At 69.7% G+C, this 12,038-nt stretch carries 13 protein-coding genes; 7 read left to right on the top strand and 6 right to left on the bottom strand.

Annotated elements, in window-relative coordinates:
* The first annotated feature begins 99 nt into the window (after positions 1-99).
* Positions 100-795 carry a TetR/AcrR family transcriptional regulator gene (locus tag ACXVUM_RS16410; RefSeq protein WP_458522999.1) on the top strand — a complete coding sequence of 232 codons (696 nt, stop codon included), beginning with the start codon at positions 100-102 and terminating at the stop codon, positions 793-795.
* A 29-nt stretch (positions 796-824) separates the two neighbouring features.
* On the opposite strand, the gene ACXVUM_RS16415 is transcribed toward ACXVUM_RS16410, so the two are convergent.
* Positions 825-1,355 carry a phenolic acid decarboxylase gene (locus ACXVUM_RS16415; protein WP_458523000.1) on the bottom strand — a complete coding sequence of 177 codons (531 nt, stop codon included), beginning with the start codon at positions 1,353-1,355 and terminating at the stop codon, positions 825-827.
* Positions 1,356-1,390: 35 nt separating this feature from the next.
* On the opposite strand from ACXVUM_RS16415, the gene ACXVUM_RS16420 reads away from it, so the two are divergent.
* Positions 1,391-1,873, top strand: a complete 483-nt coding sequence (locus ACXVUM_RS16420; protein WP_458523001.1) for a MarR family winged helix-turn-helix transcriptional regulator — start codon at positions 1,391-1,393, stop codon at positions 1,871-1,873.
* A gap of 122 nt (positions 1,874-1,995) precedes the next feature.
* Here the strand turns inward: ACXVUM_RS16420 and ACXVUM_RS16425 are convergent, their stop codons facing one another.
* The 4 genes from ACXVUM_RS16425 to ACXVUM_RS16440 all read right to left on the bottom strand — a co-directional run bounded on the left by ACXVUM_RS16425 (position 1,996) and on the right by ACXVUM_RS16440 (position 5,479).
* Complete coding sequence (locus ACXVUM_RS16425; protein ID WP_458523002.1) at positions 1,996-2,775, bottom strand: sulfite exporter TauE/SafE family protein; 780 nt, start codon at positions 2,773-2,775, stop codon at positions 1,996-1,998.
* A 109-nt stretch (positions 2,776-2,884) separates the two neighbouring features.
* Complete coding sequence (locus tag ACXVUM_RS16430) at positions 2,885-3,244, bottom strand: UBP-type zinc finger domain-containing protein (RefSeq protein WP_458523003.1); 360 nt, start codon at positions 3,242-3,244, stop codon at positions 2,885-2,887.
* A gap of 82 nt (positions 3,245-3,326) precedes the next feature.
* Positions 3,327-4,010 (bottom strand): helix-turn-helix domain-containing protein, encoded by a 684-nt coding sequence (locus ACXVUM_RS16435; RefSeq protein WP_458523004.1) that lies wholly within the window; start codon positions 4,008-4,010, stop codon positions 3,327-3,329.
* Entirely contained in the window at positions 4,007-5,479 is a 1,473-nt protein-coding gene (locus ACXVUM_RS16440; protein ID WP_458523005.1) for an APC family permease, read from the bottom strand. The genes ACXVUM_RS16435 and ACXVUM_RS16440 overlap by 4 nt, the downstream gene beginning before the upstream one ends.
* 207 nt (positions 5,480-5,686) lie before the next feature.
* On the opposite strand from ACXVUM_RS16440, the gene ACXVUM_RS16445 reads away from it, so the two are divergent.
* From ACXVUM_RS16445 to ACXVUM_RS16455, 3 genes are read left to right on the top strand one after another with little or no spacing between them, the layout of a single operon-like run.
* Positions 5,687-7,174, top strand: coding sequence for an APC family permease (locus ACXVUM_RS16445; RefSeq protein WP_458523006.1), 1,488 nt, complete (start codon positions 5,687-5,689; stop codon positions 7,172-7,174).
* A gap of 45 nt (positions 7,175-7,219) precedes the next feature.
* Positions 7,220-9,142, top strand: coding sequence for a primary-amine oxidase (locus ACXVUM_RS16450; protein WP_458523007.1), 1,923 nt, complete (start codon positions 7,220-7,222; stop codon positions 9,140-9,142).
* Positions 9,133-9,399 (top strand): hypothetical protein, encoded by a 267-nt coding sequence (locus tag ACXVUM_RS16455; RefSeq protein WP_458523008.1) that lies wholly within the window; start codon positions 9,133-9,135, stop codon positions 9,397-9,399. Before ACXVUM_RS16450 ends, ACXVUM_RS16455 begins: the two co-directional genes overlap by 10 nt.
* 36 nt (positions 9,400-9,435) lie before the next feature.
* Here the strand turns inward: ACXVUM_RS16455 and ACXVUM_RS16460 are convergent, their stop codons facing one another.
* Positions 9,436-10,269, bottom strand: coding sequence for a helix-turn-helix transcriptional regulator (locus ACXVUM_RS16460; protein WP_458523009.1), 834 nt, complete (start codon positions 10,267-10,269; stop codon positions 9,436-9,438).
* A 186-nt stretch (positions 10,270-10,455) separates the two neighbouring features.
* Between ACXVUM_RS16460 and ACXVUM_RS16465 the strand changes: the two genes are divergently transcribed.
* Positions 10,456-11,406: an SDR family oxidoreductase gene (locus ACXVUM_RS16465; protein ID WP_458523010.1), complete on the top strand. Its 951-nt coding sequence runs from the start codon at positions 10,456-10,458 to the stop codon at positions 11,404-11,406.
* 102 nt (positions 11,407-11,508) lie between these two features.
* On the top strand, positions 11,509-11,919 hold the full coding sequence (locus ACXVUM_RS16470; RefSeq protein WP_458523011.1) for a hypothetical protein: 411 nt from the start codon (positions 11,509-11,511) through the stop codon (positions 11,917-11,919).
* Positions 11,920-12,038: the final 119 nt, after the last annotated feature.

Raw genomic sequence — 12,038 nt, forward strand, 5'->3', positions numbered from 1 at the left:
GTCGGAACCTGGTCGTCCGCAGACTGTATCGATTACGTTGACTGCAAGTCAATGAACACCGGTCAACAGTTGCTGTCGACGTCTCCTAGGATCAGCGGTGTGCGAACGCCCGCGGACGACCCGCCCGACACCGCCGTGTCGACGACGCGCGCGGAGCAGAAGGCGGCCACGCGCGAACGTCTTCTGTCCGCGGCGTCGGAGTTGTTCGCAGAGCGTGAGTTCGGCGAGGTGACGGTTGCCGACATCGCAGGTCGAGCAGGGGTGGCGCATGGCTTGCTGTTCCATCACTTCGGATCGAAACAGGCGATCTACCGTGCGGTCCTCGACGGTGTGGTCGAGGAGATGGACGCCGCGTTCGTCCCCGACGACGACGATCCGCCGTTCGTCGCCATCCGGAAGGGCCTGCGCGCCCACCTCGGGTACATCGCCGAGCACCCGGCGCTGGCGACGCGGCTCATCGCCGGCGGGGCGTCGACGGACGTCGACGTGCGGGGTGCCTCACAGGTCGGCCGTGACCGCGTCCTGCGGTTGCTGACCGATCAGCTGGGGGTGGACGCGGATGGCGATGTGGTCGCGTTCGTCGCGAGCACGGTCGTCGCGGCGGTGGACGAGGCCTCCGTGCAATGGGTGCGTCGCGGCTGCAGCACGCCCGTCGACGACCTCGTCGAGTGGCTCCTGGCCATCGGTCTCGCCGCCATCGGCGGAGCGACGACACTCGACCCCGACGCAGACGTCCGTTCTGTTCTCGCCGCCCTCGGGGAGGGTGAGTGGTCAGCCGGGCTCGACGACGCCTGACCCACGACGGCGGGCTGCGACCGGGGGTGTCAGTTCGTGCGGTCGGCGAAGCCGTCCGAGAGATCCCCCGGCGCCACCGAGATCACCGACTCGTCGTCGGCACCGACGTGCTCGAAGAGGGTGATGTACGCGAACTCCGGGACGACGTAGATCGGGTGGGTCGGCCCCTCGTCGCGGAACCGGCGCATGTCGTCGAGGTGGTCGTTCTGGTACAGCACGGTCTTCGCGCCGTCGTCCTCCACCCACTTCGGGAAGAAGATGGTGCCGTGCAGCCGACGCCGGCCGGGCAGCACGTTCACGACGACCGAGGTGCCGGTGGGCTCGTTCCACGACACCTTGTAGACGTCGTCGTCGAGAGCGACGAGATCGACCTCCTGATCCTTCACCCAGCGGCCACCCACCATGCCGGTGTGGATGCGATAGTCGATCGTCGTCGCGTTCTTGACGTACATCTCGTACTGCCATCCGTTGGCGTAGGTGTAGATGAACCGGTGGCCGACGATGCCGTCGAGGTTCTGGGGCGGGACGGGGTGCGCGACGGACGTGGTGATCTCGGTCATGAGATCATTTTGCCACAAAACTAAAGTGGGGGCAGATGCCGAAGACGACGACGACCGACGACGCGACCCGCCTGGGCCGGATGTCCGGCCCGCTGCGACGGGCGATGCTGCGGGCCGTGCGTGTCGCTGCCGATCTGCCCGATCTGCCCGAGGCTCAGATCGAGGTGTTGCGCGTGCTCGCGGTCGAGCCGCAGATCAGCTCCGGCGATCTCGCGACCCGGTTGCGCATGGCCCGTCCGACGACGAGCAACCTCGTGACGACGATGGTGCGACAGGGGCTCGTGGAACGCGAACCCTCCGGCGGCGATCTGCGCCGCGTCGTCATCCGGCCGACCGCCCACGCTCTCGAACTGCTGACGCGGTACGACCGCGCCGGCCGGCAGGTGCTCTCCGACGCTCTCGCATCCCTCGATCCCGATGAGCGTGAAGCGGTCGTCGCGGCACTCCCCGCGTTGGAGGCGCTCACCGCCGTACTGGTCGAGATGTCCACGTCGACGGCGGATCACCCCGCACCGTAGGAGTCGGCGGATCACCCGCCCGAGCCCAGAGGGCCGTGGCTGGACACGCCCGGATGCGCCATCCGCGCGGCCCGTCTCGACGTCGACGGTGACAGTCGGACCGGATGTCCTCTCGGAAGTGTTCAGGCCAGCAGGCGCCACAGCCCGACGATCCCGACGACGACGATGATCGCGCGCAGGGCAGTCGGAGACAGGCGTCGTCCGTATCGCGCCCCGACCGATCCGCCGAGCAGCGATCCGACCGCGATGAGACCGGCTGCCTCCCAGCTGATCCGGTCGTATGCGACGACGGTGAACGAGACGGCCGCGACCACGTTGACGATCAACGAGAGCAGGTTCTTCGTCGCGTTCATCCGCTGCATCGACTCGGGGAGAAGGATTCCCATCGCCGCCATCAGCAGGATCCCCTGTGCCGCGGTGAAATAGCCGCCGTAGACGCCGACCGCGAAGGTGGCGATCGTCAGGACAGCCATCCGTGGACGCGTGATCTGTCCACCGGCTCGTCCGGCGGCGTCGGAGCGGGACCGCACCCAGGTCTGGATCCGGGGTTGGAGCACGAGCAGGACCAGCGCCGAGATGAGCAGCACGGGGACGACCGCCTCGAACACCGACGGAGGCAGATGCAGGAGCAGCCAGGCGCCGATCAACGCTCCGACCAACGACGCGGGCGCCTGCCACATGAGGCGGCGGCCCTGACCGCGCAGCTCCCGCCGATACCCCCACGTGCCCGAGACGCCGCCGGCGACGAGACCGATGGCGTTCGACATGGTCGCGATCTGCGGCGCGTACCCGAACGCCACGAGGGTCGGGAACGTCACCAACGTGCCCGATCCCACCACTGCGTTGATGGCGCCTGCACCGAACCCCGCGACGAGGATGACGAGGGCTTCGACGGCGGACACGCGGTCGACGCTACGTGCCGCCGGCAGAGCTCCGTCGGGGCCCCGGGATGCGTCGATGACTCAGTCGACCGGACGGCCCTGCCCGCCACACCCGCTCGTCACGCCGGTCTCACCGTCGGCGATGCCGCATCAGCAGTTCCTGCCAGTCGCCCGGGACGCGATCGGCCGGCCCCGGCGTCGGCTGGTCCGACGGACGGGCATGAGGCGGTGCGAGTTCCGGACCGGAGAGCATCTCGTTCGTCGTGTAGCTGTAGAACCAGTCCTCCCCGGGCTCGAAGCTCTGCACGACCGGGTGCCCGGACTCCTGTGCGTGCCTCGTCGCGTGCGTGCCCAGCGAATCGTCACAGCAGCCGACGTGCCCACACTGCGCGCACCGGCGCAGGTGGAACCACCACCCGCTCTCGGCGTCGCAGTCGACACAGCCGGTACCGCTGGGCGGTCGGGACGGATCGATGCCGGTCTCGCTCACAGTGCCTCCTCGATGCGCTCGACCGAGCCTGTCACACGGCGTCGTCGTCAGCAGAGCAGTGCGGCGTCGGTTGGTGTTCCCGTCACGCCGTCGTGCCGATGAGGTCGCACAGAGCGTCCCGGGTCGACTCCACGGAGGCGATCAACGCGTCCGGGTTGCGGACCCGGTGTTCGGGCGCGGCGATCGCCAGTGCGCCCCGCAGGGTCCCGTCCGAGCACACGATGGGGACGGCCACGCACCCGAAACCGGGGGTCAGGGAGCCCACCTGTGTCGCCGGGACCAGTTGCTGCGAACGGTGTCCCGAGTCGTGCGCCAGCAGCAGCCGTCCGACCGCGGACACCCGGTGGTCACGCAGGATCCGGGAGGCGTCGGACAGGGGGTAGTCGGGGTCGAGGTCCATCGGCGTGATGCGGGCACGGGGAGTGCCCACCCGCAGATAGCCGAACAGGTGCAGGCCGAAGCGCATGCCGGCGCGGGCCTCGTCCAGGACGGACCGGACCCGATCGGGAACGGTCGTCGCGGTGGCCGTTCCGATCAGCCGATCGACCTTGCGGCCCAGAGCGAAGCCACCGAGATCCGGTGTGCGGACGAGATACTCCTCCTGGGCCAGGAGATTGACCAGACGGTAGGTGGTCGACCGTGGCAACCCGAGACTCCGGGCCAGGTCGTTGGCGCTGACGCCCGGCCCGCTCGCGGCGACCTCCTCGATGAGCTCGAGCGCGGAGATGACCGATCGGGACGCCCCGTCGCCGCCGAAACCGCTCACCGGGGTGTGCGGCGGAGGTGGCCGCTCCACAGATCGGCCCGCGTCGGGGTGTCGTGGACCCCGATCAGTCGCAGCCTCTCCGGTTGCCGTCGCCGCAGGACCGCATAGGTCATCGCCGCGGCCAGGAACCAGATCAGCGCCCCGACCGCCCCCAGGCCCCACGCGGTGTCGACGATCGTGGCGACGAACACGACCCCGACCACCCCGAAAGCGGCGGCCGCGGCGACGGAGACGGCGACGATCGGAGCCCGTAGCTCGCCCAGCCGGTGCAGGAACACCGGGGCGGCCACACTGACGATCACATAGGAGGCGATGAACCCGATCACCGGCGCTGCGGCCAGCGACCCGACCATCGCCGTCAGGGTCGCGCCGGATGCCGCGACCACCACCGGGATCGCGACGATCACCGTCATCGACGCGGTGATCGCGACGACCGGCGTCTTGTGTCGGACGTGTGTGCTGCCGAACCCGGTGGGCAGCACACCCTCGCGGGACAGGGAGAGGAGCAATCGCGCGAGGGCGGTCACACAGGCGATCGTGCAGGCGAGGAAGGACGCGACCACGCCGAGGTCGACGACCGGCGCCAACCACCCCTCGCCGACGCGCCCCACGAGGCTGTCGAGGTTTCCGTCGACGACGAGGGGCGCCGGCGCCGAAGCGCGCCCGATGCCCTGGGCCACGGCGACGACGAGCACCACGACGGCGCCGAGGACGAGGGAGTCGCGGATCGCGGAGGGAACCGAGCGCAACGGTGTCCGGGCCTCCACGGACAGCGAGGCGGCGCTCTCGAAACCGATGAGAGCGCAGGTGGCCAGCGCGACCCCGGTCGCGAAGTCCGCGAGACCGGTGGGGGCGGCGGTGAGCGCGGAGAGGTCGATCCGCCCGTGCACCGTCGCGACGACCGTGACGGCGACGGCGATCAGGATGGTCACCGCCACCATCTCCACCACCAGACCCACCCGCGCCGATGCCCGGATGCCGCGCAGGAGAACCACCGTGCTGACCAGACCGACGGTCGCGATCGCCGCGACCACGACCGTCGCGGAAGGCCGATCGACCCCGACCACCCGCAGCAGGTAGACCGACGTCTCGGTGAGGGTGAACATCGCCAAGGCGCCGTACCCGAGGATCATCGCGGCCGCCGTCGCGAATCCCGCCGCGGGGCCCAGCCCCTTGGCCGCGTAGGTGTAGAGGGCACCCGGGGCGGCGAGTCGCGAGGCGAACTCGGTGAGGACGCGGGAGACCAGGCCCGCCAACAGGACCGCGACCACGATGCTGCCGATCAGCGCGGCGCCGGACTCCGCGATGAGCAACGGCACCGTCGCGCCCGCCGCGCACGGCGCCATCACCGCGACGGACTGGGCGGCGACGTCGGCGCGCCCCAGCGACCGACGGTCGAGGCCGGCCAGGCGGCTCCGCGCGTGCAGCGACACCGGACCGCGCTGTCGCTCCGAGGGGACTGTCGCCATGGCGCCGGACGCTAGAGACACCGGGTTTCGGTGGCGTTACCCACTCGTGAGGTGGCTGTGTCGCGGTGTGGGACCGCGGACGGCGGGACGTCCCGGCGGCCACACGAAGGTGTTACCGGAGGGCAACGGCGGTGCCGCGTCCACCGTCCACCGTGGGTTCCACACCGGTCGCCGTCCCGTCGCGACCGCCCGGACTGGGGAGTACCCATGGCCACCGAATTCGTTCCCACCGGCCCACCGGCCCCGGCGGTCGCCGGCCCGTCCATGTCGTCGGCGACCCGCGCCGCGCCGCTCCGCGGGACCCTCGGTGCGGGGGCGATCGTGTTCATGGTCGTCGCGGCGGCCGCACCGCTGACCGTCGTGGGCGGCGGGGTACCGATCGGCATCCTGCTCGGCAACGGTGCCGGTGTGCCGATGATGTTCCTCGTCGCGGCCGTCGTCCTGCTGCTGTTCTCCGTCGGTCTGAGCGCGATGGCGCGTCACGTACCCCGTCCCGGGGCGTTCTTCACCTACGTCGGATACGGGATCGGTCGGCCGCTCGGTCTGGGTGCGGCGCACCTGGCCCTGATGACCTACACGTTGGTGCAGGCCGCCGTGTACGGCTACATCGGGGGAGCGCTGAGGTCGTCGATCGTCGAGCTCGGCGGGCCGTCGATCCCGTGGTGGGTGTGGAGCCTCGCCGTCGTCGGCGTCACGGGCCTGCTCGGATACCGCCACATCGAGCTCAGCGGACGGGTTCTGGGGATCCTGTTGGCCGCCGAGGTGGGCATCGTCGTCGCCCTCGACGTCGCCGTGATGATCCGGGGCGGCGATGCCGGGCTCTCGGCGGACTCGTTCACGCCCGATCAGTTCCTCTCGGGCTCACCGGGGATCGGCCTGATGTTCGCGGTCGCCGGGTTCATCGGTTTCGAGGCTACGGCCATCTTCCGGGACGAGGCCCGCGACCCGGACCGCACGATCCCCCGGGCGACGTACGCCGCCGTCGTCGTCATCGGTGTGTTCTACACCGTCTCGTCGTGGTGCCTGGTCCAGGCGTGGGGATCGGCGCGGGTGGTGGAGGTCGCCGCGGCGGACCCCGCCGGGATGATCATGACGACCGCGCGCCGCTACCTCGGCGAGTGGGGTGGCGTCACCGTGCACGTCCTGCTGCTCACCAGCCTCTTCGCGTGTGTGTTGAGCTTCCACAACGTCCTGACCCGGTATCAGCACGCCATGGCCTCGGCCACGGCCATGCCCGGACGGTTCGCAGCGGTGCACCCGACCCACGGCTCCCCCCATGTGTCGTCGATGGTGCAGACCGCCACGGCCGCAACGCTGGTCGTGGTGTTCGCGTTGTGTCGCCTCGATCCCGAGCTACAGGTGTTCGCATGGTTCTCCGGTGCGGCGACCCTCGGCATCGTCGCGTTGATGGCGCTGACGTGTGTCGCGGTCGTCGTCTACTTCCGGCGCAGCACAGTCCGCCCCGGGGTGTGGCAGTCGGTCATCGCGCCGGTGCTCGGACTCGTCGGCCTGCTCGCCATCCTCGTCGTCGTCGTGACGAACTTCGCGACGCTCATCGGTGGTTCGTCCACCCTCGCGGTGATCCTCATGCTGGTCGTCGCCGCGACTCTCGTGGTGGGCGTCGTCCAGGCCAGGATGATCGCCCGCCGGGATCCCGCGGCGTACCGCACGCTCACCGACGCCATCGCACGCTGATTCCCACATCAACGACTCCCACATCAACCCAGGAGAACCCATCTGATGACAACGATCGACGCGACACCCACCACGTCTGCGGTTCTCGGCAGTCTCAGCGCCGACGAGATCCGGCGCGCGCGAGAACTCCTCGGAGAGGCCGGCGCGCTGACGCCGACGACACGGTTCGTCTACGTGGGGCTCGACGAACCCGACAAGGCAGAGGTTCTCGCCCACGCCGCCGGGCAGGCGCCCGCACCCGCACGGATCGTGCGCGCCCTTCTGCTGGACATCGCCGACGGCGCCTCGAGCGATGTTCTCGTCGACCTCGACTCCGGTCGGGTCGAGCACCGCGCGATCGACGTCCGGGCCGGCCAGGTGCCGATCCTCGACGGTGAGTTCGAGATCGTCGCGGAGTTCCTCGCCACGGAGCCACGCTGGATCGCGGCGCTGGAGAAGCGGGGGATCGACCCGGCCAGCGTTGTCGTGGTGCCGCTGTCCGCAGGCTCGTACGACCTGCCCGGTGAGGCGGGCAAGCGGATCGTGCGGTCGTTCGCGTTCGTACAGGAGCACCCCAAGGACCACCCGTGGGCGCACCCGGTCGACGGGCTGTGTGCCTACGTCGACATCATCGGCCACGAACTCGTCGACCTGGTCGACTACCGCACCTACGACGTACCGGCGGAATCGGGGAACTTCGACGACCCGGCCGTGGCCGGACCACCGCTCGAGGGACTGACGCCGATCGAGATCACGCAGCCGGAGGGGCCGAGCTTCACCGTCGACGGCGAGCACATCGAGTGGGCCAACTGGTCGCTCGACATCTCCTTCGACGCCCGCGAGGGCCTGATCCTGCGGCGCCTGAGCTACCTCGACCGTCCGGTGATGTATCGCGCCTCGATCGACGAGATGGTCGTCCCGTACGGCGATCCGTCACCGAATCGTTTCTGGCAGAACTACTTCGACACCGGGGAGTACGTGTACGGGCGGTACGCCAACTCGCTGACGTTGGGGTGCGACTGCCTCGGCGAGATCCACTACTTCGACGTCGTCCTCGCGGACGAGCAGGGCAGCCCACGGGTTGTCGAGAACGCCATCTGCATGCACGAGGAGGACTACGGGACGCTGTGGAAGCACAGCGACGTGTTCACGGGGTCGAGTGAGGTCCGTCGCCAGCGACGACTCGTGATCAGCTTCTTCACGACCGTCGGCAACTACGACTACGGGTTCTACTGGTACCTCTATCTCGACGGCACCATCGAACTCGAGGCGAAGCTGACCGGCGTCGCGTTCACCGCGGCGTATCCGCCCGAGGGGTCGTCGTACCAGAGTCACGTCGCACCGGGTCTCGGGCTGCCGTTCCATCAGCACCTGTTCAACGCGCGCCTCGACATGACCGTCGACGGGCTGAGCAACGCCGTCGACGAGATCGACGCCGCGACTGTGCCGATCGGGGACGGCAACCCGTGGGGGAACGCGTTCACCTTCACCTCCACCCGGATCGGCTCCGAACGCGACGGCGCACGTCGCGCGAACGCGGAGGTGGGCAGGACGTGGCACATCGTGAACACCGAGAAGACGAACAGGATGGGGGCGGCCACCGGCTACGCGCTGCACGCCCAGCAGACGCCGACGCTGCTGGCCGACCCGTCGTCGTCGATCGCCCGACGTGCGCCGTTCACGACCAATCAGGTCTGGGTGTCGCGGTACGACAAGGACGAGCGGTACGCCGCAGGCGATCACGTGAACCAGAGCGACGGCTCGCAGGGCGTGGCCGCCTACATGGCGGCCGACCGGCCGCTCGACGGCGAGGACATCGTCGTCTGGCACACGTTCGGTCTCACCCATTTCCCACGCTCGGAGGACTGGCCGGTGATGCCGACCGACTACGCCGGGTTCACGCTGAAGCCCTACAACTTCTTCGACGCGAACCCGGTCCTCAACGTCCCGGCGTCGACTGCGGCGCACTGTGATCACGGGTGCTCGTGACGATCGTGGCCGGCCGTGCGAGGGAGGCGGTGCGCGTCGGTCGTGGCGTGCACCGACTCGCAGGGGGAGTGGCCGGCGACGCCGACCACACGACACACCGGATGACGATGGGCACGGCCCCGGCGGCAGGGCCGATCATGTCGATCTCGACGGGTCTTGCCGCGGTGGGTCTCGCCTTCGCGGTCGTCGTCATCTGGTGTCTGACATCCGGCGATCGGGGACCGGGCGAGGACGGCGCAGTCTCCATCGGCGACTGAGACCCACCGCCGCACAGGTGGTCTGCAGGCTCGTGGTCAGCCTGTCGGTACGAGTGCGGGCAGCATCTGCAGCATCTCGTGGGACCGCGAACCCGGGATCGCGGTGTACACCAGCAGGAAGTGGGACTGCAGGGGGTCGATGAGCGTCTGACAGGCCAGCTCGAGCGGCCCGAGTTCCGGGTGGACGAAGTGCTTCACGTCGCGTGGCCGGACCCCGACCTCATGCGCATCCCACACCCGACGGAACTCGTCGCTCTCGGCGAGCAGGAGGTCGGCGAGCTCGGAACCACGCGACGGGCGGCCGCGGAGCGTGATGTTCTCCCGGAGGCCCGAGGCGAACATCCGGGCGAGGAAGTCGTGTTCCTCCTCGGCGTAGAGCGCCCGCGTCGCGGGATCGGTGAACCACCGGTAGCCCAGGCTGCGCGCGGGACCGGTGAACCGTGTGGTGTCACCCGTCAGCGCTACGCCCAGCGGACTCTGTCGCAATGTCTCGCCGAGCTCCGTGACGATCTCGGCGGGGGTGTCGTCGAGGCGGTCGAGGATGCGGAGCAGCCCCGGCCCGATGTGGTCACCGGAGGCGACGTGCGCGGGTGGTCGGTGGCCGGCCAGACGGAAGAGATGATCGCGTTCGACGAGTGAGAGGTGGAGTCCCTGGGCGATGGCCGCGATCATCTGCTCCGACGGCGAGGGCCCGGTGCCCCGCTCGAGGCGCGCGTAGTAGTCCGTCGACATGTGGCAGAGGCCGGCGACCTCCTCGCGGCGGAGGCCCTCGGTCCGTCGGCGTGATCCGCGCGGCAGCCCGACGTCTTCCGGCTGCAGTGCTCGGCGACGTCGCCCCAGGAAGTCGGCGAGGCCGGTGCGGTCGATCACGGTCGGATCCCCTCGGTGGTCATGATCCCGTTGTAGTGCCCCGTCGCCCCGGCAGCCACGCCTCGGTGATCCACCCCTCGGGTGATCGACCCCCGAGGGCGTGTTGTCGATGAGGTGGACCGACAGGTCCTGGATGCGTGCCACCGGGACGGCCACAGTGGTGCAGACCGCACCGAAGGAGCAGACATGCCACGCACGATCGACATCACCGTCCCCGACCTCACGGGCCGCCGAGCCGTCGTGACCGGCGGTAGCGACGGGATCGGACTCCGCATCGCCCGCAGGCTGGCACAGGCCGGCGCTGAGGTGGTCCTCCCTGTCCGCAACAGCACCAAGGGCCGAGCCGCGGTCGACGCCATCCGTGCCGGGCAGCCGGATGCCGCTGTGTCCCTGCGCATCATGGATCTCTCGTCTCTCGCGTCGGTCGCAGAACTCACGGCCGGACTCCGCGACGAGGGAAAACCGATCCACATGCTGGTAAACAACGCGGGACTGATGACGCCGCCGGAGCGTCAGGTGACCGACGACGGCGCCGAGGTGCAGTTCGCGACGAACCACCTCGGCCACGTGGCGCTCGTCGCCGGTCTTCTGCCGCTGTTGCAGGCGGGTCGGGCGCGGGTGGTGTCGCAGATCAGCGTCGCGGCGAACCGTGGGTCGATCAACTGGGACGACCTCGCATGGGAGAAGGACTACGACGGGATGGGTGCCTACAGCCAGTCGAAGATCGCACTCGGGTTGTTCGGGATCGAGCTCGGGCGCCGCAGCGAGCGGTTCGGATGGGGAGTGACGAGTGTGCTCGCGCATCCGGGGGTCGCGCCCACGAGCCTGCTGGCCGCACGACCGGAGGTCGGGCGCGCCGACGACACCCGGTCGGTGCGGCTCATCCGGTGGCTCTCCGCCCGCGGACTGGTCGTCGGGACCGCCGAGACGGCTGCCCTGCCCGCCGTCCTCGCGGCCACGACGCCCGACGCCGTCGACGGCACCCTCTACGGACCGAAGGGGATCGGCCACCTCGGGGGTGCGCCCGCGCCGCAGTCGCTCTACTCCCGTCTGCGTTCGTCCGACGAGGCGACGCGTGTGTGGGAGACGTCGGAGCGACTGGCCGGGGTGACGTTCCCGACCGCGGGGATCGGCTGACCCGCGCGGCGTCGCCCCGGCCGTGAGCGCACTTGCGGAAATACCTGGTGAGGCGGATTGTTGAACATGTGGTCCAGATCACATCAGCAGGAGGTTCGCGTCATGGCCGTCACGATGGGTGTTCACGCACCGCACCTACATCACCGGGCGCCGCTGAGTGCCGCTCGCATGCGCCGCGCGCGATTGCGACGCGCACTCCTCTGGGGACAGATCGGCTGGGCGACGTTCATGCTGGGGTCGGCCGCTCTCGCGCTCGGATTGGCCGGACTCGCGACCGGTCTCACGACGCCGGGGATCATCGGTCTGGCCGTGTGGGTCGTCGCCTACGGCGTCGTCATCTACTCGATCCGCGCCCGAGCGATGGCCAGAGGTGATCGGACACTGCAGGAGCACATCGCCCGGGTGAAGCGTCAGCGCTACCGCCGGACCTACCCGGCGGGCGCGTCGTCGGTGTCCCGGGACCACGGCGACTACAAGCCGCCGGTGGCGTTGTTGACGCCCAGCGGCGACTGACCCGATCGGTTCGTGGAGCGCGCCGCGACGGCGCAGTCGGCGGCGAGATCGTCGACGAGGTGGGTGGTGGTTGTCGAGGGCGCGGAGAGTCGGATACTGGAGTCTGTCAGGGAACGGCT

This window comes from Williamsia sp. SKLECPSW1 (genome assembly GCF_054332755.1).

Excerpts from the sequence above, each read along its gene's own strand:
- ACXVUM_RS16415 (WP_458523000.1), bottom strand. The coding sequence starts at position 1,355 with ATGACCGAGATCACCACGTCCGTCGCGCACCCCGTCCCGCCCCAGAAC.
- ACXVUM_RS16420 (WP_458523001.1), top strand. The coding sequence starts at position 1,391 with ATGCCGAAGACGACGACGACCGACGACGCGACCCGCCTGGGCCGGATG.
- ACXVUM_RS16440 (WP_458523005.1), bottom strand. The coding sequence starts at position 5,479 with ATGGCGACAGTCCCCTCGGAGCGACAGCGCGGTCCGGTGTCGCTGCAC.
- ACXVUM_RS16445 (WP_458523006.1), top strand. The coding sequence starts at position 5,687 with ATGGCCACCGAATTCGTTCCCACCGGCCCACCGGCCCCGGCGGTCGCC.
- ACXVUM_RS16450 (WP_458523007.1), top strand. The coding sequence starts at position 7,220 with ATGACAACGATCGACGCGACACCCACCACGTCTGCGGTTCTCGGCAGT.
- ACXVUM_RS16465 (WP_458523010.1), top strand. The coding sequence starts at position 10,456 with ATGCCACGCACGATCGACATCACCGTCCCCGACCTCACGGGCCGCCGA.
- ACXVUM_RS16470 (WP_458523011.1), top strand. The coding sequence starts at position 11,509 with ATGGCCGTCACGATGGGTGTTCACGCACCGCACCTACATCACCGGGCG.